This window comes from Microcoleus sp. CZ3-B2, assembly GCF_036705055.1.
Classification (GTDB): domain Bacteria; phylum Cyanobacteriota; class Cyanobacteriia; order Cyanobacteriales; family Microcoleaceae; genus Microcoleus.
This window is the reverse complement of record NZ_JAUBTN010000020.1, coordinates 72,582-98,853: the sequence shown is the minus strand read 5'-3', so window position 1 is coordinate 98,853 and position 26,272 is coordinate 72,582. Positions and strand designations below refer to the sequence as shown.

Sequence of the window (26,272 nt, the reverse complement as noted above, 5' to 3'; positions counted from 1 at the left end):
TATATCAACTTTCGTTTGTCGTAAAGCGGGGCGGGTTTTGTTCGGAGATTGCGTGCCGGATGCGAGGATTACGCGATCAACCCGCCCCTACTAACTAATGACTACTGACTAATGACTAATGACTAATGACTAATGACTAATGACTAATGACTAATGACTAATGACTAATGACTAATTTTCCGTTCAGTAACTAAAGTCAAACTGACCCATTCACCTTTGTCATTGTAACTGCGAATCATCCGAAATCGCAAGTCAGGTTCTACCAACCAACCGGCCTCAAAAAAGATAGGTTTTCTGAATTCAACTTTCACCGGACAAGTGCAAGAACCGCCATCGGGAAGCAGCAAAACTTGCACGGGCGTTGAACCTTCGTTAAAATTAATCGCAGAACCGTCAATGCTGCCGCTAGAACTGATAACATTAGCATTATTGCCAAAAGTGATTTTCTGTACTAGCCGATCGCCATTTTGCAAATGCAATTGTAAATTGGTAGAATAGGAATCAGGATGACGATAATCTGGATACATTGTCACGGCCTCGCCCTGCCATTCTCCCAGCAAAGCATCAACAGTTAAAGGCGGACGTTCGGGGATATTTTTATCAAGGTGCTTTTCGCGAATTAAGGTAAGTTTGGATAAATTGCCGTCAATATTGTAGAGTTGAACGAAGCGCAACCTGCGATAGTTGTAGATAAAACCAAACTCGGCCCCAGACTCAGAATAAGGCGCTAATTGAATAGTACCCTGACAAAAATTTCCATTTTCAAAAAATAAGATATCTCGTCCCAAACTCTGATATTCTCGAACAAGTTCGCTGACTTCTGGTTCGCCGACACCGCTAGGATTTGGGGAGAAACGCCGCAGTTTCAAGCGCACAGTTTTGTTGTCGTTGAGTCCTTCGAGAGAAATAATGCTGGGAGTATCTTTAATTACCTCTCCCCGCGTTGATAGCTGAGTGAAGGAACCGTGCCATTCTCCTAAGTTTTGCAGAAAGTTTTCCCACTGCGCTACCATATTCTTACCTTTGGATCTATGTCTAAAAATAGAATTATAACTCTGCTGACGGATTTTGGGTTGAGTGATGTTTATGTGGGAGTGATGAAAGGTGCGATCGCCCAAATCAACCCGCAGTTAAAAGTGATTGACATTACGCACCAAATACCCTCCCAAAATATTGCCGCGGCGAGGTTTTGTTTGATGACTGCTTTTGCTTATTTTCCACCGGAAACCGTACACATTGCTGTCGTCGATCCGGGTGTGGGTAGCAAGAGACGCGGGATTGCGGTTAAATGTGCTAATTGCTGGCTGGTGGGGCCCGATAACGGGTTGTTTAGCGGGGTGTTGAGTCGGGAAAGTGCGTTAGCGAAGCCCTCGAAGAGGATCGCCGCTGTGGAGTTGACGAATTCGCAATATTGGCGTACACCCGAACCCAGCAGCACCTTTCACGGTCGCGATATTTTCGCCACAGCGGGCGCTCATTTGGCGAATGGGGTGCCGCTAGAAGAGTTGGGAAGGGCGGTACACCCTACGAGTTTAGTGCAGCTACAGATACCAAATTGCACCGTTACAGCCACAGGTGCGGTAGGTTGCGTTCAGTATGTCGATCGCTTCGGCAATTTAATTACTAATATCCCGAATAATTGCATTGTATCTAACAATTGGTCAGTGATAATTAGCAATAGTTGCGATCCAATTCGCATCCCCAGCGGTAAGACATATAGCGACAGCAAGCCAGGGGATTTAATTGCCATAATTGGTTCTGACGGTTGGCTAGAAATTGCCGTTAATGGCGGCAGCGCTGAATCCGTTTTGCAGCTAGAAGTTGGAGATAAAATAGAAATAATTTACAGAGATTGCGTGTAATCTTGATGATAGTTATTGCCTAAGTTTTTGATAAATACGAAAACCGCAGATCTAAGGCAGATCAACACAGACAAACGCAGATCATTACAATATTTTTTCTACTTTATCAAGAGGTTTATTCATCTAATTCTAGATTTTTTTGCAAAATCAACAAGAGTTTGGCGGTATTCGCTGCTGTTAAAAAAAGCATCTCCATTATTATGCTTAGCATTAGGAACCAGCAAAATTTGCTTGGGTTCACCAGCAGCAGCATATAACTTTTCACTCATCGCCGCCGGAATCAGAGGGTCAGCGGTTCCGTGGGCGAACAAAACCGGAATTTTCAGCAATTTAACTTTATTCAAAGAATCAAATTTTTGTGTCAGCAACAGCCTCGATGGAAATAGTCGCATTATACTGTAGCGTTCTACCATATTCAGCATGGAAGTGAACGAACTTTGAACGATTAATCCCGCTGCTTCTGGATGTCTGACTGCTAATTCTACAGCAACAGCACCTCCTAGTGAATGACCGTACAAAAAGATTTCGCTAGGCGACAATTGCCGCTGTTTGACTAAATAATTATAAGCTGTTTCCGCATCTTCATAGATCCGCGCTTCGCTGGGAAAACTGCCTTGACTGCGGCCGTAACCCCGGTAATCAATCAGCAATACAGAAAAACCCAATTCCCGAAAGCGGTAAGATTGATTGATATTCGTGCCGATGTTAAAACCCTTGCCGTGCAGGTACAATAGGGTTCCTAATGATTGTTGATTTGCGGCTGGCAGCCACCAACCGTGAAGTTTTTCAATTTTGGGTCGAGCTTTAACTGGCAACCAAACTTCTTGGTAAGCGATGTTAAAAGCATCCGGTGTTTTGGCGATTTCAGGTGTTGGCCGAAAGATCAAACGAGTTTGCAGAATAAACAAGAGTATACAGAAAGCTGTGTAGGCGATCGCCCAAAATTTTACTAAAGACAATAGCCATCTCAAAAAGCGCCGTTTTCTAATTTTTAGCTGGCTCATTGTTTTGTTCGCTATTTCTGAACTGCAAGTCTCAGAAACCCGGTTTTTTGGATAAGCCGGGTTTCTCATCTTTATCCAGCTACCACGAAATTTACCAACTTTCCAGGAACCACAATTACCTTTTTAATCTCCTTACCTTCCAGGTGACGCTTAGCCAATTCCGACTCGCGAGCAAACTTTTCCAAAGCAGCTTTATCAGCACCAGAAGGCACTTGAATTGTGCCGCGAGTTTTCCCCATAACTTGAATTACCAGCGTAATTTCATCGGTAATTAAAGCAGATGGATCGGCAACCGGCCAACTCTGCGTATGCACGGATTCGCTGTTACCAATCAAATGCCACAATTCATCAGCGATATGTGGTGAAAAAGGCGCTAACAGCAAAATTAAAGTGTTAATTCCCTCTGCATAAACAGGCGAATCCTTACATTTAGCATCAGCCAGCGCATTGTTCAACTTCATCATTTCGGAAACAGCAGTATTAAACTGATACTCGCCCTCCAAATCTTCTCGAACTTCCTTAATTGCAGTGTGAATCGCCCGCCGCAAATCTTTCTCAGCTTTGCTCAACACCTCTTTTTCTCCCTCTTGAGTAGGGGGGGCTGGGGGGAGTGAGGCAAACTCTGTCACCAAGCGCCAAACGCGATTTAAAAAGCGGAATTGCCCTTCCACATCTGCGTCGTCCCACTCCAAATCCTTCTCTGGCGGCGCTTTGAATAAAATAAACATTCGCGCCGTATCTACCCCGTATTTCCCCATAACTTCCAAGGGGTCAACACCGTTGTATTTAGATTTGGACATCTTTTCATAGAAGACTTCCAAAACTGCGCCCGTTTGCGGATCTTTAGGATTTTCTGGGTCTACATCTGATGCGGCAACGTATTTGCCAGTCACAGGATTTTTGTAGGCTTTTGCTTGCACCATGCCTTGAGTTAACAGGCGTTTAAATGGTTCGTCACAATTGATTAAACCCCGATCGCGCAAAACCTTTGTAAAAAACCGGGAATACAGCAAATGCAGGATTGCGTGTTCGATACCGCCGACATATTGATCTATCGGCATCCAATCGTTCGTTTTCGCCGAATCAAAGACTTGCTCTTGATTTTGAGCATCAGGATAGCGCAAAAAATACCACGATGAATCCATAAAAGTATCCATCGTATCCGTTTCGCGCTGCGCTGGAGTACCGCAACTCGGACACGCAACGTTTACCCATTCTGCCATTTTTGCCAAGGGCGAACCTTTGCCAGTAAATTCTACATTTTCCGGCAACAATACGGGTAAATCCGATTGGGGGACGGGGACTGTTCCGCAGTTGGGACAGTGAATTACTGGAATCGGAGCACCCCAATAACGCTGTCGAGAAATTAGCCAATCTCTCAAGCGATATTGCACTCGCGCTTTGCCACAACCAGAACTTTCGGCAGCTTCAATAATTGCGGATTTACCTTTAATTGAATCCATGCCGTTGAAGCTTTCGGAATTAATCATAATTCCTGGTTCGGTGTAAGCTTCGGTCAGCGGAGTTTCATCATCATCCACAATTACTATTTTAATTGGCAGTTGATATTCAGTGGCAAATTTGAAATCTCGCGTGTCGTGGGCTGGTACTCCCATCACTGCGCCGGTGCCGTATTCGTACAGTACGTAATCGGCAATCCAAATCGGGATTTCTTCGCCGCTGAAAGGGTTGATTGCTTTGCCGCCTGTGGGGATGCCGCGCTTTGGTTTGTCTTCGGCGGTGCGATCGATCTCGCTTTGCAGTGCAACTTCTTTGATGAAGGTGTCTGCAGCAGCTTTTTGGTCTTCGGTGGTCACGCGCGCGGTTAACGGATGTTCTGGCGCTAAAACAAGGTAACTAACGCCATAAACTGTATCGGGGCGAGTGGTAAAAACGGCGATTTTTTCATCCATTCCCACAATCGGAAATTCCAAGTAAGCACCGACTGATTTGCCAATCCAATTGGCTTGCATTAATTTGACTCTTTCGGGCCAATTTGGCAATTTGTCTAAGTCGTTTAATAACTGTTCGGCGTAATCGGTAATTTTGAGGAACCACTGCCGCAATAATTTGCGCTCGACTTTCGCGCCGGAACGCCAAGAACGACCTTCGTTGTCTACTTGTTCGTTGGCTAAGACTGTTTGGTCGATGGGATCCCAATTAACTGCTGCTTCTTTTTGATAAGCTAATCCTGCTTCTAAAAATTGCAAGAACAGCCACTGAGTCCACCGATAATAATCGGGAGAACAGGTTGTAACTTCTTTTGTCCAATCAAAGGAAATGCCCAGCCGCTGAAATAAGCCTTTCATTTGGGCAATATTTTCATACGTCCATTTTGCGGGGGGAATTCCGCGTTCGATGGCTGCATTTTCTGCCGGCAAACCAAAAGCGTCCCATCCCATCGGATTGAGTACGCGATAGCCTTGCATTCGCTTGAGTCTGGCAATTACATCGATGATTGTGTAGTTGCGGACGTGGCCCATGTGCAGGTTTCCCGACGGGTAGGGGAACATGGATAAGGCATAAAATTTAGGCTTTTCGGTATCTTCTGGCATTTGGTCTAAGTTTTGCTCAGCCCATATCTGCTGCCATTTTTCTTCTATGGATTGGGGGTTGTATCTGGAGTCCACAGCAATTGCTCCGTGCAGAGTTTAGTAATGTTTGCTTCAGTATTTTTGCACATTCATGGGGCCGCGATTAGGATTCTTTTGAGCTCCAAGCATTTTGGCTCCAATCTCTGTATTATATATTGTAGTATGTGTAATTTGAGCTGGGGGCGATCGACCAAATTTCCGATTCGCCGTTAAAAGAATAAGACTTACGCACGGGCGGTCAGAAACCGGGTTTTTACGATAATACTTTGTTACAGTCAGCAAAACCGCAAAAAACCCGGTTTCTTTGGTCTTGATGCGTAAATCCTAAAAGAATAAATAACTGCAATCCGCAGCAACCCGATTTGTTTGAAAAACCGGGTTTCTACTCGTTGTTTGGGCTTAGATGCTATCTGGGTCGATGTTCAATTCGCGCAGTTTGGCGGCTAAACGTTCGGCACGCTCTCGCTCTAGTAGTCGCTCTGCATTCATTTCAGCAGGGGAAAGAAACTTTTCTCCATCAGGTTTATAAATTTCTAACCCTGATTCTGGCAACTCAAACCGCACTCCCAGTCTAGGACTTATCCATCCTTCCATCGGTTCAATTGGTTCTAAGCTTCCTTCAATTCTTTGCCAACCTTCCAACTCATTGATTTCGGGGTCGTAAAGGTAATATTCCTCAACTCCATAGCGATTGTAAAATGAAAGTTTTTTGTGCATTTTTGTATTGCTGTCGTTGTGGGAGCGAATCTCAAAGACGACTTGGGGAGGGATATTATCTTCTCCAAATTGTAGGTAGGAACGGCGATCGCCTTTTGGTCTACCAAATATTACCATTGTATCTGGTGCTTGAGAAATATCGGGTCTGCCCTCAAGGGGATACCAGAGTAAATCGGCTGCTACAAAAACGTTTGGGTCATTCTTAAACAGCGATTCGCAACCTTCTTTAATTTTGACAATTAATTCGTATTGAATGGTGCTTTCTGCCATCGGCTGACCGTCGCTGGAAGGATAAATGATTTCTGCGGTTGTGACTTGCATAGTGGTTGTCTCCGAGAAGTATCTCAGCTTAATTATACTATTTATAATAGCGGTTTTAAATTTTTCAAAAGTTAAGATATATCACTCAATTATTATGTTGATAAATTAGGTCAGCGATATGTTCTTTGGCTTCTTCGGATAGTTGAAAGTTGATAATGCTTTCGGGATTTGTGCCGGCGGCCGAGAACTCAACTATTTCGGCGTAGGCTTGGGTATTTTAGTGGCTACAGTCATAATTTTGTTTTTCCTTTTTTTATTTATATCACATCAAGAGCGAGCGCTATTTTATGCTAGAGTATTATATTATTAGACATCTAGTGAACAGCCAGTCAAGGGCAGGCAAGATGTCTACCCCGCCGGAATTGTTGGAGATGTCTATTTGTCTAAGCTCTTGGTAAAGAGATGAGCTATTTGTCAAGTTTAGAGATTTATCGAGAGATTGGAAATATAGTCAGTCAATTTAAAATTCTTGAATGCGATCGCTGTGCTGCTGCTGTTATAGAATGGCTAGAACAACAAGGGATTCAGGGAAAGATTCTCAGACTGAGAACAAAGTATCAGGATGAGGATTATATCATCAGCGAACGTCTAGAAAGTCAGGGAATTACAGAATCGATTACAGTTAACGGCAAACATTACGGGGTAGAAGTTCGAGGTCTAGTGTTTGATAATCTCTCAACAGATGGAATGTTAAAAGAAGAGTGGGTTAAGGATTTTCACTCTCCTAGCGACCAATTTGTTGTAGAAGAAATAGAAAAATTGTAAAATAGAACTGTTGGTTAAAATTAGAGGTCAAAATGAGTGGATTATTTGATATTCTAGAAAAGATAAAAGCTAGACCGGGGATGTACATTGGGAAATCTTCACTTAACGATTTGTTTATGTTTTTGGCTGGCTATAAAACAGCTAGGCGAGAATTTGGGATTGAGCCAAGTGAACAGGAAAATGAGTTTTATGGGGAGTTTCAGCCTTGGTTGCAGAAACGCTTTAATGTACAGTCGGTGAATTCTTGGGCGAAAATTATCATGCTTTATTCAGTGGATGAAAGGGAGGGATTTGAGTATTTTTTTCAGTTGCTGGATGAGTTTTGGCGGCGGAATGAAAGTTTACAAGTTGATGAGGTTGACGTTAATGCAGAAAAGGCGATCGCTAATAAAGGCGATCGCTCATTGGCGCTCTAATTCTGCCAATTTTTGCTGGGCAAATTCACGCAGGATTTGGTCGCGATCGTTCTGGGCCCGATCGCGCACAAGTTCTAACGTCTCAGGGCGATCGGGATATAGCTCAATAATATCTGCAAGAGCTGTTTGCCGGGGGCTAATTTGCCAATCATAGTCGTGATAAGCGGGGTCATTAATAGCAATATCGCACAATAATTCAAATATTTCGGAGTCCTCTTTACACCAGCGAGCTAATTCTTGAACTGCTGCACATCGCACATACTTGTCATCATCAAATTGAGCGCGTTGTTTGAGGATAGGTAAGGTTTCTGCGTCATCTTTCCAGCCACCTGCTAATTCTTTAACTGCTGTACATCGCACATCCCTATTATTGTCATATTGAGCGAGTTGTTTGAGAATAGGTAAGGTTTCTGGGTCATCTTTCCAGCCACCGGCTAATTCTTGAACTGCTGCACATCGCACATTTCTATCATCGTCAAATTGAGCGCTTTGTTTTAGCCAAGGTAAGGTTTTTGGGTCATCTTTCCAGCCGCGTGCTAATTCTTGAACTGCTGCTTGTCGCACATCCCCATCATCGTCAGATTGAGCGCGTTGTTTGAGCCAAGGTGAGGTTTCTGGTTCATCTTTCCAGCCTCGCGCTAATTCTTGAACTGCTACTTTTCGCACATTTCTATCATCGTCAAATTGAGCGATTTGTTTTAGCCAATATAAGGTTTCGGGGTCATCTTTCCAGCCGCGTGCTAATTCTTGAACTGCTGCTTCTCGCACAATAAAAATATTGTCACTTTTAGCAATTTGTTTGAGCCAAGGTGAGGTTTTGGGGTCACTTTTCCAACCGCGTGCTAATTCTTGAACTGCTGCTTTTCCCACAAGCCAATTTTTGTCACTTTTAGCAATTTGTTTGAGCCAAGGTGAGGTTTCGGGGTCATCTTTCCACCCGCGCGCTAATTCTTGAACTGCTGCTTTTCGCACAGTCCAATTATTGTCAAATTGAGCGACTTGTTTGAGCCAAGGTGAGGTTTCGGGGTCATATTTCCAAGTTGCTGCAACTGCTGCTACTGCTTGTCTGCGAATTTCATAAACTAGGTTGTCATATTCTTGAGGTGTAGAAGCACTGCTATTTTCGTATTTAGTTAACTCTTTGACTCGATCGCGCAACTTACTAGCAATAGCAGCAATATCATTTCTCTTCTTGACTTCTGAAACACACTGCGCTGCCAAAAACAGATTACTAAAGTTTTCGGCTTCCCCATTTTCATCAATCAAGTATTCCAGGATGTTACCTGTAAATTTAGCATCCAGCCTTCCCGCCATTAAACGTAACACTTCATGCCAAGACTCATCTCGCCAGTGTTCCCGAAAAATTTGAATCAAACCATCTAATTCAATCGTTTTTTGTTTCTCAAATTGCCGCAAAAACTCCCAAGCACAAAGAGATAATATCATGTCAGGTTAATTATCCATAATAAAAGTCGTTTCCAGTCGCGTAATTGAGTCCTGATTAGCTCAAAGCTGTCAAAATAGCGAGCAGCGGCGCTTCAAAGCTGCTTGCAAAAGAGTGTTGTACAGTTTCTCCTTAACAGTATAAGCTCCGAATCTTTCCAAGTGTGGATTGTTCATTTGAGCGTCGAAAAGTAGATAAGATCGATCGCGCAATCTCTCCACCAACTTCACCATCGCCACCTTAGAACCCTCGGGAATTCGGTAAAACATCGACTCCCCAATAAACGCACCGCCGATCGACAATCCGAGAATACCGCCCGCCAATTCGTCGCCGCACCAAGTCTCGAAGCTGTAAGCCCAACCGGCCTCATACAAACCCCAGTAAATCTGTTTGAGCTCCCTAGAAATCCAAGTAGTTTCGCGATCGGCACAACCCTCAACCACCGCCCCAAAATCGCGGTTCACAGCCACCGAAAATCGATTTTGATTGAGTTGGCGGCGCAGGGATTTCGGATAGGTAAATCTTTCATCCAGGGGAATCAGCGCCCGCTGCCGGCTCGAATACCACCCCAAACTCTCCTCCCCGTCATTTGCCATCAAGAAGTAGCCTTGCGCATATCCTTGTATAATTGTCGGTATATCATATTGCATATATTTATCAGTTGTCATTTGTCAGTTAACTTTTCAAAGTCAACATTAGCAATTAGGAATAATCATGTCTGAAACCATCGAACCTATTACCTTACCGCCCGCCAAAAACCCCGAACAAGAAGGCCAATGGCTCCAACAAACGCTGCTGGCATGGCTAGACTCCGAGTTTATCCCAGAAGCAGCCAACCAGCAAATAGCTAAAAGAGCTGCCCAAATCTATGTCCGCCAGCGTATGGAAGGCGAAAATGACCTGGGCAGCCTAGTAATTGCGATCGTCACCGAAATGCAGGCCTATGATTTTTCTAAAAGCTTTTACGGCGAATTTGCGATCGCCAATGCCGTCAGCGACTTGTTACTCGAAAGTCTCGGCATCGATAAATGCTGCGGCCAGTGAAGGAAGAAGGTTCGGCAACGGATTTTGTAACGGATGTAACGGATGTCAGTCAGAAAGAAGAAGGAAAAAGGAAGAAGGAAGAAGGAAGAAGGAAGAAGGAAGAAGGAAGAAGGAAGAAAGTCTGAAACAAAAATTAACCCTAAATATAATCTTACCGATTATTCATAAGTTTTTCTTCATTCCTTCTTATTTCTTCCCTCTCTCGCGACGATAACTAAACCCTTCTTTCTTCTATCCATTAAATCCGTTACGAAATACGAAATCCGTTGCCGAACTTCCTTCTTTATGCTACCAGCTAGACTTCACAACACCGGGCAAAAGACCTTCGTGAGCCATTTCTCGCATCACGTTGCGAGACAGTCCGAAGTCGCGATAGTAACCTCTGGGCCGTCCTGTTGCCCAGCAGCGGTTCCGCAAGCGAGTCCGCGAACTGCCACGGGGTAGCTGTTGCAGTTGACGGTGAATCGCCATTTTGTCCATCTGATTCGCAGCTTGGTCAAACTGCTCTTTCAGGTCTTCCCGCTTGTCAGCGTACTTGTCTACGAGTGCTTGGCGCTTTCTTTCGCGCTCGATCATGCTCTTTTTAGCCATAACTCAGTTTATATCCTTAGATAAATCACGATCAACTATTTTACTATATTTTGGTCATTTCGGATCGCTTTTATTTAAATTACTTTTTTTGTTGACAATATTTTTAACCACAGGCATCTTGCTTGTTCCTGAAAATAGTGCAACATCTAACTATTAGCAGAAGGGCACAAATCTGCAAGTTCGCAAATATTGCAAATCGGCTTTCTTGCATTACAAACTGCCCGACCGTGATAAACTAACCGAATCGACCAATTTTCCCAATCCGGCTGCGGCAACAATAGCATCAAATCCCGCTCGATCCGAGTCGGATCGGTATGTTCGGTCAATCCCAATCGTTGACTCAAACGCTTGACGTGGGTGTCTACTGTCACGCCCCTATGAATACCAAAAGCGTGAGCGAGAACGACATTAGCTGTTTTGCGGGCAACTCCGGGCAATTCTAGCAGCAGTTCCATTTGCTGCGGCACTTGATTGTTGAATTTGTTGACGATCGCCCAACAAGCAGCTTTAATATTTTTAGACTTGTTGCGGTAAAAACCAGTCGATCGCACCAGACGCTCCAATTCATCTAAATCAGCATTTCCCAAAGCCTCCGCATCGGGGAAACGCTCAAACAAGGCGGGCGTTACCAGGTTTACTCGCTCATCCGTACACTGAGCCGAGAGAATCGTCGCCACCAACAACTGCACCGGAGTTTCGTAGTTGAGAGTGCAAGGAGCTTCTGGATACAGGCGTTTGAGGCGAATCAGAATTTCGAGCGATCGTTGTTTTAAACTTAACTTTTTAGTCATTTGTTATTTGTTATTTGTTAGTTGTTATTTGTTAGTTGTTATTTGTTAATTGTTGTTTGTTAATTGTTATTTGTTATTCATATTAAAAACGGTAGTGCGGACACTAGGACGCACTACGAATCTTACTGATTGCGGTCAATGGATCGAAGTTAATATTAGTCATTTACAACTGGCTGAGGTCGATTCCCATGTCTCGGAGTCTTGCTTCTAAAGCTTGCGAGCGCGATCGTTCTTGTTCCAGCATAGTTTCTGCTTGTTCGGCCCTTTGCCGTTCTTGTTCGGCCCTTTGCCGTTCTTGTTCGGCCCTTGATTCTGCTTGATCTCGAAGTTGAGCGAGTTCCACAAAACTCACAAACGGTGTGCCATCAGGCCTGAATATTTGTAGTTCAGTTTCTGATAGCTGAAACCGCACTCCCATTCTGGGACTTACCCAGCCGTTCACTTCTTCGATTGGTTCTAATCGTTCCTCTCGACGCTCCCATATAGTTAAATCCAGATTTGCTGGATCGTACAAATAATATTCTTCTACGCCGTATTGTTCGTAAAATCTCAGTTTTTGCAGCATCGGACTCAGGCGATTTCCCGGCGACCAAATTTCAAAGGCGACTTGCGGGACAATATTATCTTCGTTCCACTGCTGGTAGGAGCCTCGATAACCTTTCGGTCTTCCGAAGGCTACCATCACATCTGGCGCTTGAGAAATTTTGTTATTTCCTTCTACTGGATACCACAGTAAGTTTCCCGCTACAAAAACATCAACCACGCCCGCAAATAACAGTTCTAAATTTTCTTTAATCCACACGATCAATCTAAACTGTTCGGTATTGTCAGACATTGGTTCGCCGTTATCATCTGGGTAGATAATCTGAGATTGGTCGGGAGATTGCAGTTGTGTAATCATTGCTGTTTTCCCCTAATTTACTGGTGATTTTATAATATTCAACAGTCATCAGCGTTGTGATGACTAATGACTGCTGACTAATGATTGATGACTGACGACCAATGACTACTGCTGTCGAAGATTTCGCATAAAATCGATGCCTGCCAAATTAGCAGTATCGCGAACAATCAAGAAAATTCCCAAACCCAGCAACAGCATCAAACCAGTCTGCATCACATTTTCCTGAATGCGGTTCGGCAGAGGTTTGCCCCGCAGTCCTTCTATTAACAAAAAAGCTAGCTGACCGCCATCCAAAGCAGGTAAAGGCAAGATATTAATCACAGCCAAATTGATGCTAATTAACACGGCAAACTGAAACAAATTCGCTGCATCCGATCGCGCAATCCCTGCACCGGCCGCCACAATTGCCACGGGCCCGGACAACTGTTTTGCGGTTTGACCGAAATTGGTAACTAACTGCCCGAAACCTTCCACAGTCAGCACTACAATCCGCTCAAATTCAGTAGCCGCCATGCTAAAGGCATCTAGAATTCCCGCCCGATCCCGCACGACAGTTCCGTTAGAAGTTAGCTGCACGCCAATGCGGCCTTTACCGTCGGGGGACTTTTCGGGAGTGACTGTCACGACAAATTTTTGTTCTGCACGCTGAATTTCTAACGCTAGGGGTTGGTTGGGATGATCTTGGATTGCTGAGACTAGAGATTTGATTGCTTCGCGGGAAGCGCCCAATTCCTTGCCGTCAACGGACAGAACAATGTCGCCCGATCGAATTCCCGCTTGGAAGGCGGCCGAACTTACTTCTGCTGCGACTTCCGGGACTTTAACTCCCGGTAGGTAGTTCATGGATGCTGCGCCGACAGTGGTCAATTGCACCACCAGCAGGAAGTAAGCAAAAATCAAGTTGGCAATCACCCCGGCGCTAATCACGATCGCCCGATCGAGCACGGGGCGATTTCGCAGCAAATTCGGGTCATTGGGGGGAATATTGCTTTCTGGATCGTCATCTGGGAAACCCACGAAACCTCCCAGGGGAAAGGCGCGGATGGCGTATTCTGTTTCCGGGCCTTGGTACTTCCACAGGATGGGGCCGAAACCGATAGAGAAGCGGTTGACGTGAATGTGTTGAAGTCTCGCCGCCAAGAAGTGGCCGAGTTCGTGAACGACAATCAAGATACCTAAAACTGCGATCGCTGCCAAAACTGACATGAAGGATTCCACTAACACTTTTACTTTACTTTGATTTATTTTAATATCTTTTTAATATAGGTGGCGGACGATCGGCAATTTTCAGTCAAACTAGAAGATGGTATGTTTTTTTCAGAAGTCCCGGCCGGTAAGCGATCGGGCTGATGTAACTTTTCACCTTTCTGAAGAAAGAAGGGAAAAAAATAATTCAACCGATGCCCTGTTTGGCCGATGCCCTGTTTGGCCGATGCTTTTAGGCCCTGTTTGGCCGATGCCCGATGCCCAATTTCCTATTACAAATTCCCCATTACCAATTCACAATTATGAAAGACACTTCTTTGAATATTATCGCTATTTCCATCTTCGCCATCACCGTCTCCATAATATTGGGCCCTTTATTCAACTTACCAGAAGCCGTACCTGCGATCGCCACTTTTTGCCTATTAGGGCTAGCCACCCTCGACACTTTCCAGTGGCAAGGTCAAGGCGGTACAATTTTAGTCGATTTGCTTGGGGGAAGTTCCAAACAAAAGCGCGATCGCATCCTTCACCACGAAGCCGGGCACTTCCTAGTCGCCCACCTGTTAGGAATTCCCGTAAGCAGCTACGCCCTCAGCGCTCTTGAAGCCTTCAAACAAGGTCAAACAGCCCAAGGCGGCGTCCGATTTGAAGACGAACAACTAGCATCTCAACTCCAAAGCGGCACTCTTTCATCCCAAATTTTAGACCAATATTGTACAGTGTGGATGGCCGGAATAGTAGCCGAAAAAATTGTTTATGGCAGCGCACAAGGCGGCGTAGAAGACCGCACAAAAATCCGCGCCATCCTCACACAACTGCGCCGTTCCAATTCCGAAATTCAACTCAAACAAAACCTAGCTTCCCTGCGAGCAAAAAACCTACTCGAAAACCATAAATCAGCTTACAAAGCCCTAGTTGAAACAATGGAAAAAAGAGCAACAGTTGCTGAATGTTGCGACACGATTCAACAAAATTTGTAGCACAAAAATTGAGCCCCCTTGCCTGACCGAACCCAGTTTTTTCGTAGGTCGATCGCTAAAACTATGATTCGGCCTACAAACCTGGTTGAGGATTTAATACCAAATCCGAGTTTGCCATCCCCTCGATCTTCTGACTCTTCTCTTTCCTCTTCTCTTCGCGTTCTTTGCGTCTTCGCGGTTCCATTATCAAGGGAGTATGTCACCCAAATTTGGTATTAAGAGCATAAATATTATCGGATTAACAACTGATGTAACAACCAAAACATTTCGCAACAAAACGGCAAACATCGAACAAAAAATCACAAAAAATGCTGTAGCTGTTCCGTTTCGGAATCTGCCTCCAATAGTGCGGTGTCGGTGTCAGCGAACTGGGCACAACACCGCCAATACAAATAAACGCTATTTGCAACATAGCAAAAATGCTTTACTTGCTCGATGCAAAAGATATTGACGAATCAGCGATTATACTTGGGAAGCATTTGTCGATCGACTACCAATTACGCATTATTCAGAATCATCCCGATCGCCCAAAAAAAACTTAGTATTACGGCGTAGCGTGAGTTATACTCCATACTGCAAAGACTGCTACTGCCCAAAAATCCCGAAACAAAAGTTTATGAGCAACACTTCCCCGCCTGAAGCAGCAGCCAACAACCCTGAAACAAAAAAACTCAGTTTCTCAACAAAATTAGCTTACGGTGCCGGCGACCTAGGGCCCGCAATTACGGCGAATGTTCTGGTATTTTTCCTGCTGTTTTTCTTTACTAACGTAGCAGGTTTGGCTGCGGGTACTGCTAGCAATATTTTGTTAATCGGCAAGGTTTGGGATGCCATAAATGACCCGATTGTGGGGGTTTTGAGCGATCGCACATCTCATCGCTGGGGCCGCCGCTATCCTTGGATGGTTTACGGCGCAATTCCTTTCGGCATCTTCTTCTTTTTGCAGTGGATTGTTCCCAGCAAAGATCCCACGATATTGTTTTGGTACTATGTGGCGATCGGCATTTTATTTAACACCGCCTACACCGCCGTTAACCTGCCTTACACCGCCCTCACTCCAGAATTAACCAAAGACTACAACGAACGCACTAGCCTTAACAGTTTTCGGTTTTCTTTCTCCATCGGCGGCAGCATTTTGTCGCTAATTATAGCGCAAATTATCTTTGCCTTAGTTAAAGATGACATCCAAAAATACTTAATATTAGGCGCACTCTGTGCAGTGATTTCAGTATTACCTTTGTACTGGTGCTTTTTCGGAACCCGCCAACAAGTATTCTCTCAATTTTCAACCGATCTAGGAGAAGACAATTCAACTTCCTTGCCCCTCAAAGAACAGTTGCGGATTGCATTTAACAATCGTCCTTTTTTATACGTAATTGGAATTTATCTCTGTTCTTGGCTGGGCGTGCAATTAACTGCTTCTATTTTGCCCTATTTTGTCATTAACTGGATGAAGTTACCGGCTGCAACTTTTACCCAAACTGCGATCGCCGTTCAAGGCACCGCACTCGCCATGTTATTTGTTTGGAGTAAAGTCAGCGAGCGATACGGCAAAAAAGCTGTTTATTTTATGGGCATGAGTTTGTGGATTATCGCCCAAGCCGGACTGTTTTTCCTGCAACCGGGACAAGTAGTCCAGATGTATTTGTTAGCAGTAATGGCAGGGGTGGGAGTTTCCACTGCTTATCTCATACCTTGGTCGATGATACCGGACGTGATTGAACTCGACGAACTCCAAACAGGAGAAAGACGCGAAGGCGTGTTTTATTCGTTTATGGTCTTGCTGCAAAAAATTGGTTTGGCATTGGGCTTGTGGTTTGTAGGACAAGCATTAGAACAAGCTGGATTTCTTGCCACAGTTCAGGGACAAGCCCCTCCCATACAGCCGGATTCCGCGCTGTTCGCGATTCGAGTTGCGATCGGCCCCCTGCCCACAATTGCTTTAATTTGCGGCATGATTCTCACATATTTTTATCCGATTACCCGCGAAGTTCATGCAGCAATTTTGTTGCAGCTTCGAGAAAAGAAAGCACAGGATCGCTAAGCAAAGATTCAGCTAAGTGGAATGAGTAAACTCAAAAAGTAACAACTACCAACAGCTAATCTGGGCGATATCTATAGCTATGTTCCCATCAATTGCGAACTCTTTCTTGGCTCTGACTAATTGGAGTCTTCTACTCGTTACCAGGCTCTGCCTCCCTAATCTTGTGCGGAGGTAGATACTCTAAATATGGGTTCTTTTCCCAGAGCCTGGGAAGCAGTTATAAGTTGTAGGGTGCGTCGCTCGTTTAATCTGGCGCTCCAGGGCGAGATTTATTTTTGGCGACGCACCCTACGTTGACTTAAGTAAACGGTATTGCCCTATAACCTAATTTTTCTAAGAAAAAACATCACATTCTCGATCGCGCTTTGCCCCGGTACAAACACCCAGAAGTTTGAGCTTTTCGAGATGTCCATCGACTTTGAACTTGCCAGTTATTAATTTTTATGTCTGTACGGCACTATTTAGAGTAGTATGTGATATAATTATGCCGACAAATAATTCGATCGATGTAAGCAGTCATCCAGCTCGTCAAAAAGTTTATTATTAAAATAAAAGACAGATTTTTTTCGGAAATTGATTCGATTAGTTACAGTTAAAAAAATCTGCTGAAGGCTGCTAATTAGATCTATCTGCAAAATGGCCAACTTTTTAGTCGGTCAATTAGCGTATAATTTAACAGATGCTACAGTTGATGCCTGACAGAAAAGTCGCAGAATAGAGGAGAAGGCAATAGCAGCGCGATCGGCTCCTGATGTGTGAGGACAAATTGTAAAATTTTGGTAAAGTTATCGCGCTAGAGGCGATCTCAGCGACATCCTAAAAAGTGGGTACAGCCGCCCAGAAACCCAGAAGATAAGCACAACACAGCAGACCACAATACAGTCGGATACAACTCTCAAGCAATTAGTAAAAAAACTTTTGCAGCAGGCAAAACATAGGAATTTAGTTATTTTTGTATATGATGTGAAAGTAGTGAAAATTATTAGCAGGAAGTAGAACCGACAAACCAATAATCTCCTGTGATATCCTGAAGTCAATGGTGAAAGTATCAACCAGAAGGGTCGCACAACAAAGCTGATTTTACCCAACAAATATGAAAGAGGTCAACATGGAAAAAGAACAGGACGCTCATCTCGTACCCATTAGCAACCAGAGCAGACAGGTGCAGCAATTTTCCGTTGACGAGGGAGAAGAGTTAGGCGCGCAGCCTCAGAAAGGATTGAATCTCAACCCGTTGTTTAGGACTCTCGGGCGCAAAGCCCTAGTCATCATTGGGATTGTCGCTCTAGCAGGCGGTGGAATTTATTTTCAGATCAAGCAAAGCAAGAAAACATATCAAGGCGATTTTCGTCTGCTTGTGGAACCCGTGACAACGGAGGCAAGAATTGCTGACCCCGCGGCCCTCGCCAATCAGAGCGAGGGTGGGGGAGTGCCTAGTCGAGATTTTTTTAGTTTGGACTACGCAACTCAACTGCAAATTCTCCAGAGTCCTGAGATGCTATCGGCTATTACGAAACAAGTCCAAAAAAAATATCCAAAAATGACTGAGGAACTTCTTCAAAAAGGATTACTCGTTTTGCGCCTCGGAGACGATGAGTTGACGAAAACTAAAATTTTGGAAGTTCGTTTCCTGGGCAATGAACCTGAAGAAATTAAGTTTGTTTTACAAGAAACTAAAAAGAAATATTTAAAGTACAGCCTTGACGAACGCAAGAGTCGCATTGGTGAAGGAGTTAAGTTTATTGAAAACCAGCTTCCGGGACTTAGCAAGCGCGTAAATGACCTGAAGTCGGATTTACAGGTGATACAGCAGCAGCAAAAAATTACAGATCCTAAGGAACAAGGCGCGCAATTAATCCAGCAAGTTCGCACAGTAGAAACTTTAGAGTTAGAAACTCAAAGGCTGTTGCGGGAACAGAAAACGCTGTACGCTAACTTGCAAAAGCAATTAGATTTTACACCAAATGAAGCTATTGCCGCTTCAGCTTTAAGCGAAGAACCTCAATATAAAGAGTTGCTGACCAAGGTTAAGGAAGTAGAAGGTCAGATTGCTGTAGAAACAGCTCGTTTTAAATCTGCGAACCCGATAGTGGAAGCTTTAGAGCGCAAGCGGGCAAATTTAGTAGCTTTGCTCAACCAGCAAACTGAGCGAATTTTGGGGCAAAATTTAGTAGGCCCTGACGCCAATGCTAAAGTTCAGAATTTTCAAAATTCGATTCGCATAGGCTTGATCAAACAATTGGTTGATACTGCTAACCAAGTTCAAGTTTTAGAAGCTCGCAGTCAGGCGATCGCCCAAACAAAAAATGATTTGAGCCGACAAGCAAGAGAATTTCCCAGTATAGCTCGTCGCTACAACGAACTGCAACAGCAATTAGACATAGCAGCGCGCACCCGCGATCAACTTTTAACTCAGCGAGAAACTCTGCGCGTCCAAGCAGCTCAAAGCCAAGTACCTTGGGAAGTAATTTCTGAGCCCCGGATACCGCAAGATCCTAAGACTGGCAAATATATTCCCGTAGCCTCGAAAAATGCCAACAAATTTTTTATGGCAATTATTGGGGGGCTAGTGTTGGGTGTGGCCGTGGCTATCTTGATTGAAAAGTTCCGCAATATTTTTTACTCTGCTGATGACATTAAAGATGCGTTTGATGCGCCTTTATTGGGAGTGGTTCCTCGGGACAAAAATGCTAAAAAATTTCCGCCTTCTATTGCTAATTCCTATACTTATCTTGAAAAAAAAGAGGGGGATAAAAAAGTTGCTTCGGAATTTATAGAAGCTTTTGACTCTCTTTATACTAATATTCGCTTTCTTTCTTCAAATCGAACTATTGGATCTTTGGCAGTTGGTTCGGCTACAGTTGGCGAAGGTAAATCTACCGTTGCTTTAAACTTAGCTCACGTTGCAGCGCTGGCGGGCCAGCGAGTGCTGTTAGTAGATGCCGATTTGCATTCGCCCAGCTTGCACTTCCTCTTGGAACTGCCTAATCTAAAGGGATTGAGCAACTTGCTCGACGACAGTAAAAACCAACCAAATGAAATTATCCAGCGATCGCATCTAGAAGATAATCTTTTTGTATTAACTGCGGGTCTTTCTATTCCTGGTGTTGCTAGACGGCTTGCTTCATCGGGGATGCAATATTTAATGGATGAACTTCACGCAACATTTGACTTAGTTATCTACGATACGCCACCGCTGGTTGACAGTAAAGATGCGAATTATTTAGCGGCGCGCACAGATGGAATGCTAATGGTTGTAGCACTTCGCAAGACCAAGTTTTCTGTAGTCAAAAAAGTTTTCAGTCAATTAGAAAATTTTGGCATACCCTGCTTGGGTACAGTTGCCAATAATCCCACCAAAGGTAAGAAGTATCAAGCATCTAAATCATTAGCTCTGGAAGATAAAAATGAATATTTAAATTTTATACCAGTAGAGTCTGGCATCCGCAAACTAGCTCCGAAAAAAGAGTGATATCATCTCGGAAAAGGACGACAATCATCAGATTTGTTTGAGCGTTTGGAGTTGAGTCTTCAAATGGATGATATCATCTCCGGTCGATTGACCGATCTCAAATTAGTCCGCACGCGCGAACCAACCGTTTTTGTTATTAATCTACCGGACATGATATGAGGACTAAACTCCGAAAAAGTGAACGTTTACAGATTTTCAGACTCTGGTTCAATTTTCCAGATTAATTTGTGAAGTAAATCTCAAAGCTTAAATCGACTGATGGCGGACTAATTTTCATCGGGGTTAATAGGAAATGTTACGGTAAAATTAGTCCAGCCATTGCTGCTTTCTACGTCAATTTTGCCCTGCAACTGTTCGACCAGTTTTTGCACCAAAGCTAAACCCAAACCTGTACCTCCTTGTTTCCAGGGGTCAGCGTTGGGAACTCGATAAAATTTATCAAAAATTCGGGGCAGTTCCTGTATAGAAATAGACGATTGATTGCTGAGTTTAAATTGGATGAAGGAAGTTAAATCAGTTGCTGGGATAGAATTTTTTCCGCTTCCGACCTCTTCCCAGTATCCATTTTTGCACTCAACTCTGAGAGAGATTTCGCCGTTATTGGCGGTATATTTGCAGGCATTGTTGAGTATTTCTGCTAAAATTCGTCCCAAACTAGCGCGGTTGGAACTGATGGTGGGGAGGTGAGAATCGCACTCAAATCGCAAATGCTGGTGGCGGTTCTGGGTGCGGGTGTAAAATGGCTCGATAATAGTAGGCAGCCAGACTTCTAAGTTTACTGGTTCGAGGTCGATCGGGCAAGCTGCTGCTTCGAGGCGCTGCAAATCGAGCAAAGCATTAATCAAATCGGTTTCTCTAGTACATTCTGTTTCTAAAATTTCTAAATAAATCTGCCGTCTGTCTGGTGTGGGAGAAACTTTCAGCATATGAATAGCCATTTTCATATTAGCTAAAGGCGTGCGTAATTCGTGAGAAACTGTGCTGAGAAATTCATCTTTGAGAACGTTTAAATGCTGGAGTTCCTGCACTTTTTGCTGCAATTGGGCGGTGCGTTCTTGGACTTGGCGTTCGAGGTCGGTGTTGAGATTTTGTACTTGCTGGTAGAGTTGGGCTTGCTGAATGGCGATCGCGATTTGAGTTGCCAGTTGTAGCAGCAAATCCACTTCCGAAGGTTGCCACTGCCGCGATTTAGAACACTGATGGACGCACATCACGCCCCACAAATTGCTGTCTTGCAAAATTGGTACAATCAAATAAGCTTTGATTTGCGCTTGCTGCAAGCGTACAGATGTTTCGGCATTCAAATTAGCTTGCTCGATGTCGGGGACGGCGTATATTTCCTGTTCGATCGCCAACGCAGATTCATGCCACATTGTATCTGGCATGATTTCTCCCAAGATTGAAGACCACTTGGACGCAACGGATTCTGCCACGACAATGCCCAAATCCTTCGACTCCAAACGCACGATGGCTACTCTGTCGGCGTGCAGAACTTGCCGGACTTCATCGACGCTGGCGTTAAGAATTTCTTCGAGGTTTAAGGATTGGTGAATCCGCAAGGAAATTTGAGTTAGCAGCCGATCGCGCTGCACCTGTTCGTGGAGTTTAGCAGTCCGTTCGCGCACCTGCTGTTCCAATTTGGCATTGCGGCTTTGCAGCAGTTCCAATTTTTCTGCTTGCAGTTGATAAACCGACTGCTGCAACTGTTTGACAACTCGGTACATTTCTGTCGGATCGAGGACTCGGAGCAAGTTGGTTTGGGTAATAATTCCCAATAGTTCTCCGCGCCCTCCGCACACCACCAACCGCTGCACTTGTTGCTGCTGCATTTGTTTGTGCGCCGTCCACAGGGAATCGGAAGGTTGCAGAAATTGCAGGGGAGTTCTCATGACTTCTTGAGCTAGGGTTTGCTCGAAATTTACTTCGAGAAACAGTGCCTGCACGATGTCGTATTCGGTAATAATTCCCAGAGGTTGCTGAAAGGAATAGTGAAAAATGGAGGTATAGTCATCTTTGGGTTTCTCCATTGTCAATTCTTTGTTTTTTGTAATGACTACACAACTGACTTGATGCTCTGACATCAGTTCGGCTATGCTCAGCAGCGACGCGGTGTGGGGCGCTGTAATTGGCGTAGTCATCAATTCTGCTACCCGCCGCAATTTCAGAATGTTTGAAGGCTGCAATACTTGGCGAATTCTTTCCCTAGTGAGCACTCCTACCAAGTGGCGAAATTGATTGACGATCGGCAAATAGCGAATTTTGTGCTGGCGAAATAAGGATAAAGCGCCGAACACGTCTTGGTCGTCGGATGCTGTGAGGACAACCGACACCGGAGACATGATTTCGGAAATTGGTATTTTGTGCGAGGCTCCTTTTTTCTGAGTGTCTATTTTGCCAGAAGCGATGGGTCTCACTAAGTCGGCGGGAGTTAATATCCCCAGTAACAGCCCGCGGCTGGGGTTGTCGGATAAGTTGTCTGTGGTAATAGTCTGCTGGTTTTGCACCACGAGCACGCAGCAGGCCCGCACCTGTTCCGGCGCTGAGACTTCGGTCATCGCCCCCGGTTCTGAGGGTAAAGGTGTTTTGGTTAGGGGACAACTATTTTCCAACTGACTCATCAGGGCGATCGCCGCTGCTAAGGAAGTATCTGGTAGGGCGGTTAGCGGGTAGCGGTCGATCGCCTGTTCTAATGCTGAGGAGTAAAAGGGTGGGTGGTAAAAGGACATAATTGATGGGGCAGGTTGTCAGAGGGCGGCTAATACCATTTTCGATTGTGGATGGGGAATGATTGATTGTATAAGGGTTTGGAGCGCAGGCTACCGAGTTGCATTTTGGGGGAAACTGGTATAAATATCGGCAAAGCGTTAGGGAATGACAGAAACACCAGAAACACCTAGCCTGTGCTTGGGATTTTAATAATAGACTTTCTAATTGATTATTTCCATTAATCCGAGTTTTCGATCGATAGTGCGATCGGTTTGCAATTTCAAATGGGGGCGGTTTTTACTGCCTGCTTTTAACCGGAGACTCACTTATAATCAAAATAACCAGAATGTAAAGTTTTACTACAAGATTTACCGATAATGACAACTTTAAGCTTAGAGCAAATTGCAGCCAAGTTAGAAAGCGAAAATTCTGCCGATCGCATGGTAGCTTTGGCTAACTTGCGGAACGTCCCTGCAGCAGAGGCTGTACCTTTGATTAAAAAGGTGTTGAATGATGAAAGTTTGCAAGTGCGATCGATGGCTGTGTTTGCTCTCGGAGTCAAACCGACTCCTGAGTGCTATCCCATTCTAGTCAAATTACTAGAAACTGAACCTGATTACGGCATTCGGGCTGATGCTGCGGGTGCTTTAGGCTATCTGGAAGATATCCGAGCTTTTGAGGCTTTGGTGCGCGCTTTTTATGAAGATACTGAATGGCTGGTGCGCTTTAGTGCTGCTGTTTCTCTGGGAAATCTCAAAGATCCCCGAGCTCGCGACGTGCTGCTGAAAGCTCTCGAATGCGAGCAAGTGGTGATTCAGCAGGCGGCGATTTCGGCTTTGGGGGAAATTAAGGACATTGGCGCGATCGATCGCATCCTCAATTTTACTCAGTCGGAAGATTGGCTGATCAGGCAGAGGCTGGCGGAAGCTTTGGGGAATTTGCCGAGTGTTAAAAGTGTCTCTGCTTTGAAATACTTAGAAAAAGACAGCAATTCTCAAGTATCTCAAGCGGCAACAATTTCTCTCGATCGTTTGTCGAAAGCAGAAGGATAACAGATACCGATACTTTTGTTGTAAGTGTTTCATTTGGGCGCTTTTAAGGCGGCGATGAAACACCGATCGCCTAATTTATTCAGCCCTCTGCTAGGTCAAACCGATTTCTCAGTTCTTGAGGCGACAAAACGGAAATCGACGACCCTGCGAATCCATTCACATCCCGAGTAACGATCGCCTCTAACTCTAACTCGATCGCACACGCTATCTGCACCGCATCTTCCAAATCAGGCAATCCCAGCCCGATCGCTTGCTCCAGAATCTCTCGATCCACCGCACAAATTTCCATTAATGCCAACAGTCGAGTTACAGCAGCTATCGCAGCTTCAGAACTCTTGGTTTGTCGTCCCACCAAATAATGCACATCCGTAACCGTTGTCGCCGACATAAACCCTTCAATTCGCCCCGATTCAACTGCATTCAGTAAAAAAGCAGCATCCGCTACAAAAGGTTCGCGGGCCAGCATTGCATCCAGTCAAACATTGGTATCAAATAAAACTTTCATCAGAGATACTTTTGCACTAACCGCTCATCTAACATTGCCTTTACTTCGGCATCTGTAGGTGGTGGCGCGTCCGTTTTCGCAATGCCAATTAAACTCGCGGCTAAACCCTTCGGCTTCACCTTCGATCGGGGTTTCGGTTGGAGCGATCGCATCAAAGCATTAATTAACTGCCATCGCTCCTCGGCAGACAACCTCAGTGCTCGGTCTTGAAGTTCGCGTAACGTCATAGTAATTATCTTTGACAGAAAGCATTGGACAAGCAGCCAAGTATATAAATACCCCTGCTTCAAAATTTTAGCGCCTCAAGTGATGTAATTTCATCTTCTTAAAAACACTTAATTTTTCGAGAGAGGGAGTTAAATGCCCTACAGTCAATTTAGCGTCGAACAAATTAAGACAAATTTTGGCATAACCTTGAATAGAACGGTTGGCTTGTTTGCCGACATTCCCGAAATAGAACCGAGCACTTTTTTGCAAGAAACTTTGCAATTCAATCTGCCTTTAGCGCTAGAAATTAATTCCGAGAAAGCTCGCTCAGAGCTAATTGTCGCGCCAATATTAGTTGAAATCAAAAAAGGCTATCGCAACGGATGAGTTTATTTTCAGGTCGAGAATTCAATGTAGACGCTGCTAGGGGTTTGAGCGGTTATTGCGATTTTCTAATTAGCCGATCGCCAGAACAGCTTTTCATAGAATCGCCAGCGCCTTTGTGGAAGCCAAAAACGACAACATTCCATCCGGCTGAGGAGATTGCACAGGGGGAAGCATGGCAGCACAAATATTTAACCAGCGTCGCGAACATGATATTCAGACAATTTATGGAGTTTTGACAACTGGGAGTATGTGGAAATTTTTTTAAGTTAGAAGGAATTAGGATCGAGATTGATAAAGACCAATATCTTATCAAAAATGTTGCTAAAATTATCGGTATCTTAATAAATTTTATAGAGTCTTGAGTAAAACCAGAATGTATTATCTAAGGCGATCGGGCAAATCGCAAGTTAAAATAGTTGTTGACATCATTTAACCAAAGCCAGCCATGAATCAAGCACCCAATCCTTTTAACTCAAATCCATCGAATCCGCTAGACCCCTTGGAACAAGAACTTGACGAGCAAGGTCAAGAGTTGCCCAGACAGTACCACCCGGCTACTAAAAAAACTCTGCAAACAGGCTTTCTCATCCTGGTAGTTGTCGGGGTAGTTATTGGGGGAATTCTATCTGTAGGGGTGATTTCGTTGATGCAAAAGGCCGGATTGACTGATGTGCCGGCGCGGGTACAGAGTCCGAAGTAATATCCACTCCGAAGGATCTGTCGATGCTGAATGCAGTGATTTTCTGGGATGAAACTGGAGAAACTATGATGTTTTGTATGGATGTTTTCAAAATAATTGATGCTTAAAAATTCTACGACTGCACCCGATCGCATTTCACAGCGACAGATTTCGGAAAAACTTGTCTCCGCAGGCTTTCACGCGCTTTCTGACCCCCTGCGGATTCAGATTCTGGAGTTGCTGCAGCAACAGGAGTTGTGCGTTTGCGATTTGTGCGATCGCCTTGGAGCCTCTCAATCTAAACTCTCTTTTCACCTCAAAACCCTAAAAGAAGCCGGTTTAGTTCGCAGCCGCCAAGAAAGCCGCTGGATTTACTACAGTCTCAATTTAGCTCAGTTTCTCGTGCTGGAAGAGTACCTCGCCCAGTATCGCCGTTTCAGTCAGATTCTGCCGGCCCGCCCTTGTTCTGAGGTGGGTTGACCCATCAATATTTCTTAATAAGTAATATTATGTCCCCCAAAGTAACCGCTATTGGTTTGTAGTGAGGACTTCATTCCTGTCTTGATGCGGACTCGCATTCCGAA

27 protein-coding genes are annotated in these 26,272 nt (G+C 44.5%); 14 read left to right on the top strand and 13 right to left on the bottom strand.

All coding sequences use genetic code 11. From position 1 onward, the window contains the following. Positions 1-164: 164 nt before the first annotated feature. Positions 165-1,013, bottom strand: coding sequence for a DUF3598 family protein (locus tag QUA97_RS12065; protein WP_333194706.1), 849 nt, complete (start codon positions 1,011-1,013; stop codon positions 165-167). An 18-nt stretch (positions 1,014-1,031) separates the two neighbouring features. Between QUA97_RS12065 and QUA97_RS12060 the strand changes: the two genes are divergently transcribed. Next, positions 1,032-1,862 (top strand): SAM hydrolase/SAM-dependent halogenase family protein, encoded by an 831-nt coding sequence (locus tag QUA97_RS12060; protein ID WP_333194705.1) that lies wholly within the window; start codon positions 1,032-1,034, stop codon positions 1,860-1,862. A gap of 119 nt (positions 1,863-1,981) precedes the next feature. Here the strand turns inward: QUA97_RS12060 and QUA97_RS12055 are convergent, their stop codons facing one another. From QUA97_RS12055 to QUA97_RS12045, 3 genes are all read right to left on the bottom strand, one after another. After that, positions 1,982-2,866 carry an alpha/beta hydrolase gene (locus tag QUA97_RS12055; protein WP_194067294.1) on the bottom strand — a complete coding sequence of 295 codons (885 nt, stop codon included), beginning with the start codon at positions 2,864-2,866 and terminating at the stop codon, positions 1,982-1,984. Between the two features lie 71 nt (positions 2,867-2,937). Then, the gene (leuS, locus tag QUA97_RS12050) at positions 2,938-5,496 is read right to left on the bottom strand and encodes a leucine--tRNA ligase (protein ID WP_194067293.1); all 2,559 of its coding nucleotides are present in this window, start codon (positions 5,494-5,496) and stop codon (positions 2,938-2,940) included. Positions 5,497-5,859: 363 nt separating this feature from the next. Further along, on the bottom strand, positions 5,860-6,498 hold the full coding sequence (locus QUA97_RS12045) for a Uma2 family endonuclease (protein ID WP_333194704.1): 639 nt from the start codon (positions 6,496-6,498) through the stop codon (positions 5,860-5,862). A 402-nt stretch (positions 6,499-6,900) separates the two neighbouring features. Here QUA97_RS12045 and QUA97_RS12040 point away from each other — a divergent pair, with 402 nt between their 5' ends. Both QUA97_RS12040 and QUA97_RS12035 read left to right on the top strand, forming a co-directional pair. After that, the gene (locus tag QUA97_RS12040; protein WP_333194703.1) at positions 6,901-7,263 is read left to right on the top strand and encodes a papain fold toxin domain-containing protein; all 363 of its coding nucleotides are present in this window, start codon (positions 6,901-6,903) and stop codon (positions 7,261-7,263) included. Positions 7,264-7,295: 32 nt separating this feature from the next. Continuing rightward, on the top strand, positions 7,296-7,679 hold the full coding sequence (locus QUA97_RS12035) for a hypothetical protein (protein WP_333194702.1): 384 nt from the start codon (positions 7,296-7,298) through the stop codon (positions 7,677-7,679). Here QUA97_RS12035 and QUA97_RS12030 read toward each other — a convergent pair. Then, positions 7,665-9,125 carry a HEAT repeat domain-containing protein gene (locus QUA97_RS12030; protein ID WP_333194701.1) on the bottom strand — a complete coding sequence of 487 codons (1,461 nt, stop codon included), beginning with the start codon at positions 9,123-9,125 and terminating at the stop codon, positions 7,665-7,667. The two genes, QUA97_RS12035 and QUA97_RS12030, sit on opposite strands and share 15 nt — an antisense overlap. 69 nt (positions 9,126-9,194) lie before the next feature. Further along, positions 9,195-9,773: a leucyl/phenylalanyl-tRNA--protein transferase gene (gene aat / locus QUA97_RS12025; protein WP_333194709.1), complete on the bottom strand. Its 579-nt coding sequence runs from the start codon at positions 9,771-9,773 to the stop codon at positions 9,195-9,197. A 64-nt stretch (positions 9,774-9,837) separates the two neighbouring features. Here aat and QUA97_RS12020 point away from each other — a divergent pair, with 64 nt between their 5' ends. Together QUA97_RS12020 and QUA97_RS12015 are read left to right on the top strand one after the other, a co-directional pair. Continuing rightward, on the top strand, positions 9,838-10,167 hold the full coding sequence (locus QUA97_RS12020) for a hypothetical protein (RefSeq protein ID WP_006633845.1): 330 nt from the start codon (positions 9,838-9,840) through the stop codon (positions 10,165-10,167). Then, the gene (locus QUA97_RS12015; protein ID WP_194067291.1) at positions 10,152-10,292 is read left to right on the top strand and encodes a hypothetical protein; all 141 of its coding nucleotides are present in this window, start codon (positions 10,152-10,154) and stop codon (positions 10,290-10,292) included. Before QUA97_RS12020 ends, QUA97_RS12015 begins: the two co-directional genes overlap by 16 nt. A 163-nt stretch (positions 10,293-10,455) precedes the next feature. Here QUA97_RS12015 and rpsN read toward each other — a convergent pair whose 3' ends face one another. The 4 genes from rpsN to rseP all read right to left on the bottom strand — a co-directional run bounded on the left by rpsN (position 10,456) and on the right by rseP (position 13,656). After that, complete coding sequence (gene rpsN / locus QUA97_RS12010) at positions 10,456-10,758, bottom strand: 30S ribosomal protein S14 (RefSeq protein WP_194067290.1); 303 nt, start codon at positions 10,756-10,758, stop codon at positions 10,456-10,458. Between the two features lie 146 nt (positions 10,759-10,904). After that, complete coding sequence (gene nth / locus QUA97_RS12005; protein WP_194067289.1) at positions 10,905-11,549, bottom strand: endonuclease III; 645 nt, start codon at positions 11,547-11,549, stop codon at positions 10,905-10,907. A gap of 163 nt (positions 11,550-11,712) precedes the next feature. Next, a complete protein-coding gene (locus tag QUA97_RS12000; protein ID WP_194067288.1) occupies positions 11,713-12,450 on the bottom strand; it encodes a Uma2 family endonuclease in 738 nt (245 codons plus the stop codon). Between the two features lie 105 nt (positions 12,451-12,555). Next, positions 12,556-13,656 (bottom strand): RIP metalloprotease RseP, encoded by a 1,101-nt coding sequence (gene rseP / locus QUA97_RS11995; protein WP_194067287.1) that lies wholly within the window; start codon positions 13,654-13,656, stop codon positions 12,556-12,558. Positions 13,657-13,958: 302 nt separating this feature from the next. Here rseP and QUA97_RS11990 point away from each other — a divergent pair, with 302 nt between their 5' ends. The 4 genes from QUA97_RS11990 to QUA97_RS11975 all read left to right on the top strand — a co-directional run bounded on the left by QUA97_RS11990 (position 13,959) and on the right by QUA97_RS11975 (position 20,152). Beyond that, on the top strand, positions 13,959-14,636 hold the full coding sequence (locus QUA97_RS11990) for an ATP-dependent Zn protease (RefSeq protein WP_194067286.1): 678 nt from the start codon (positions 13,959-13,961) through the stop codon (positions 14,634-14,636). Between the two features lie 419 nt (positions 14,637-15,055). Further along, complete coding sequence (locus QUA97_RS11985; protein ID WP_255515855.1) at positions 15,056-15,178, top strand: hypothetical protein; 123 nt, start codon at positions 15,056-15,058, stop codon at positions 15,176-15,178. A gap of 74 nt (positions 15,179-15,252) precedes the next feature. After that, a complete protein-coding gene (locus QUA97_RS11980; RefSeq protein ID WP_194067285.1) occupies positions 15,253-16,680 on the top strand; it encodes an MFS transporter in 1,428 nt (475 codons plus the stop codon). A gap of 1,093 nt (positions 16,681-17,773) precedes the next feature. Beyond that, the gene (locus tag QUA97_RS11975) at positions 17,774-20,152 is read left to right on the top strand and encodes a GumC family protein (RefSeq protein ID WP_228049940.1); all 2,379 of its coding nucleotides are present in this window, start codon (positions 17,774-17,776) and stop codon (positions 20,150-20,152) included. A gap of 266 nt (positions 20,153-20,418) precedes the next feature. On the opposite strand, the gene QUA97_RS11970 is transcribed toward QUA97_RS11975, so the two are convergent. After that, positions 20,419-22,878 (bottom strand): CBS domain-containing protein, encoded by a 2,460-nt coding sequence (locus tag QUA97_RS11970; protein WP_333194699.1) that lies wholly within the window; start codon positions 22,876-22,878, stop codon positions 20,419-20,421. Positions 22,879-23,235: 357 nt separating this feature from the next. Between QUA97_RS11970 and QUA97_RS11965 the strand changes: the two genes are divergently transcribed. Beyond that, positions 23,236-23,910 (top strand): HEAT repeat domain-containing protein, encoded by a 675-nt coding sequence (locus QUA97_RS11965; protein WP_194067283.1) that lies wholly within the window; start codon positions 23,236-23,238, stop codon positions 23,908-23,910. 79 nt (positions 23,911-23,989) lie between these two features. Here the strand turns inward: QUA97_RS11965 and QUA97_RS11960 are convergent, their stop codons facing one another. Both QUA97_RS11960 and QUA97_RS11955 read right to left on the bottom strand, forming a co-directional pair. Then, positions 23,990-24,376, bottom strand: coding sequence for a PIN domain-containing protein (locus QUA97_RS11960; protein ID WP_333194697.1), 387 nt, complete (start codon positions 24,374-24,376; stop codon positions 23,990-23,992). A 38-nt stretch (positions 24,377-24,414) separates the two neighbouring features. Next, on the bottom strand, positions 24,415-24,642 hold the full coding sequence (locus QUA97_RS11955; protein WP_194067282.1) for a hypothetical protein: 228 nt from the start codon (positions 24,640-24,642) through the stop codon (positions 24,415-24,417). Between the two features lie 133 nt (positions 24,643-24,775). Here QUA97_RS11955 and QUA97_RS11950 point away from each other — a divergent pair, with 133 nt between their 5' ends. From QUA97_RS11950 to QUA97_RS11935, 4 genes are all read left to right on the top strand, one after another. After that, positions 24,776-25,009 carry a hypothetical protein gene (locus tag QUA97_RS11950; RefSeq protein WP_228049938.1) on the top strand — a complete coding sequence of 78 codons (234 nt, stop codon included), beginning with the start codon at positions 24,776-24,778 and terminating at the stop codon, positions 25,007-25,009. Further along, complete coding sequence (locus QUA97_RS11945) at positions 25,006-25,245, top strand: hypothetical protein (RefSeq protein WP_228049937.1); 240 nt, start codon at positions 25,006-25,008, stop codon at positions 25,243-25,245. Before QUA97_RS11950 ends, QUA97_RS11945 begins: the two co-directional genes overlap by 4 nt. A gap of 209 nt (positions 25,246-25,454) precedes the next feature. Beyond that, positions 25,455-25,709, top strand: coding sequence for a hypothetical protein (locus QUA97_RS11940; protein WP_194071010.1), 255 nt, complete (start codon positions 25,455-25,457; stop codon positions 25,707-25,709). A 99-nt stretch (positions 25,710-25,808) separates the two neighbouring features. Further along, positions 25,809-26,168 carry an ArsR/SmtB family transcription factor gene (locus QUA97_RS11935; RefSeq protein ID WP_333194695.1) on the top strand — a complete coding sequence of 120 codons (360 nt, stop codon included), beginning with the start codon at positions 25,809-25,811 and terminating at the stop codon, positions 26,166-26,168. Positions 26,169-26,272 lie beyond the last annotated feature (104 nt).

What these genes read in the sequence shown, in the direction of transcription:
- QUA97_RS12045 (WP_333194704.1), bottom strand. Translation starts at nt 6,498, where the DNA reads ATGCAAGTCACAACCGCAGAAATCATTTATCCTTCCAGCGACGGTCAG.
- QUA97_RS12035 (WP_333194702.1), top strand. Translation starts at nt 7,296, where the DNA reads ATGAGTGGATTATTTGATATTCTAGAAAAGATAAAAGCTAGACCGGGG.
- QUA97_RS12015 (WP_194067291.1), top strand. Translation starts at nt 10,152, where the DNA reads ATGCTGCGGCCAGTGAAGGAAGAAGGTTCGGCAACGGATTTTGTAACG.
- QUA97_RS12065 (WP_333194706.1), bottom strand. Translation starts at nt 1,013, where the DNA reads ATGGTAGCGCAGTGGGAAAACTTTCTGCAAAACTTAGGAGAATGGCAC.
- QUA97_RS11975 (WP_228049940.1), top strand. Translation starts at nt 17,774, where the DNA reads ATGAAAGAGGTCAACATGGAAAAAGAACAGGACGCTCATCTCGTACCC.
- aat (WP_333194709.1), bottom strand. Translation starts at nt 9,773, where the DNA reads ATGCAATATGATATACCGACAATTATACAAGGATATGCGCAAGGCTAC.
- nth (WP_194067289.1), bottom strand. Translation starts at nt 11,549, where the DNA reads ATGACTAAAAAGTTAAGTTTAAAACAACGATCGCTCGAAATTCTGATT.
- QUA97_RS11965 (WP_194067283.1), top strand. Translation starts at nt 23,236, where the DNA reads ATGACAACTTTAAGCTTAGAGCAAATTGCAGCCAAGTTAGAAAGCGAA.
- QUA97_RS12000 (WP_194067288.1), bottom strand. Translation starts at nt 12,450, where the DNA reads ATGATTACACAACTGCAATCTCCCGACCAATCTCAGATTATCTACCCA.
- QUA97_RS11970 (WP_333194699.1), bottom strand. Translation starts at nt 22,878, where the DNA reads ATGTCCTTTTACCACCCACCCTTTTACTCCTCAGCATTAGAACAGGCG.
- QUA97_RS11945 (WP_228049937.1), top strand. Translation starts at nt 25,006, where the DNA reads ATGAGTTTATTTTCAGGTCGAGAATTCAATGTAGACGCTGCTAGGGGT.
- QUA97_RS11950 (WP_228049938.1), top strand. Translation starts at nt 24,776, where the DNA reads ATGCCCTACAGTCAATTTAGCGTCGAACAAATTAAGACAAATTTTGGC.
- QUA97_RS12030 (WP_333194701.1), bottom strand. Translation starts at nt 9,125, where the DNA reads ATGATATTATCTCTTTGTGCTTGGGAGTTTTTGCGGCAATTTGAGAAA.
- QUA97_RS12055 (WP_194067294.1), bottom strand. Translation starts at nt 2,866, where the DNA reads ATGAGCCAGCTAAAAATTAGAAAACGGCGCTTTTTGAGATGGCTATTG.
- QUA97_RS11990 (WP_194067286.1), top strand. Translation starts at nt 13,959, where the DNA reads ATGAAAGACACTTCTTTGAATATTATCGCTATTTCCATCTTCGCCATC.
- QUA97_RS11960 (WP_333194697.1), bottom strand. Translation starts at nt 24,376, where the DNA reads ATGCTGGCCCGCGAACCTTTTGTAGCGGATGCTGCTTTTTTACTGAAT.
- QUA97_RS11985 (WP_255515855.1), top strand. Translation starts at nt 15,056, where the DNA reads ATGCTTTACTTGCTCGATGCAAAAGATATTGACGAATCAGCGATTATA.
- QUA97_RS11940 (WP_194071010.1), top strand. Translation starts at nt 25,455, where the DNA reads ATGAATCAAGCACCCAATCCTTTTAACTCAAATCCATCGAATCCGCTA.
- QUA97_RS11935 (WP_333194695.1), top strand. Translation starts at nt 25,809, where the DNA reads ATGCTTAAAAATTCTACGACTGCACCCGATCGCATTTCACAGCGACAG.
- QUA97_RS12020 (WP_006633845.1), top strand. Translation starts at nt 9,838, where the DNA reads ATGTCTGAAACCATCGAACCTATTACCTTACCGCCCGCCAAAAACCCC.
- rpsN (WP_194067290.1), bottom strand. Translation starts at nt 10,758, where the DNA reads ATGGCTAAAAAGAGCATGATCGAGCGCGAAAGAAAGCGCCAAGCACTC.
- rseP (WP_194067287.1), bottom strand. Translation starts at nt 13,656, where the DNA reads ATGTCAGTTTTGGCAGCGATCGCAGTTTTAGGTATCTTGATTGTCGTT.
- QUA97_RS11980 (WP_194067285.1), top strand. Translation starts at nt 15,253, where the DNA reads ATGAGCAACACTTCCCCGCCTGAAGCAGCAGCCAACAACCCTGAAACA.
- QUA97_RS12060 (WP_333194705.1), top strand. Translation starts at nt 1,032, where the DNA reads ATGTCTAAAAATAGAATTATAACTCTGCTGACGGATTTTGGGTTGAGT.
- QUA97_RS12040 (WP_333194703.1), top strand. Translation starts at nt 6,901, where the DNA reads ATGAGCTATTTGTCAAGTTTAGAGATTTATCGAGAGATTGGAAATATA.
- QUA97_RS11955 (WP_194067282.1), bottom strand. Translation starts at nt 24,642, where the DNA reads ATGACGTTACGCGAACTTCAAGACCGAGCACTGAGGTTGTCTGCCGAG.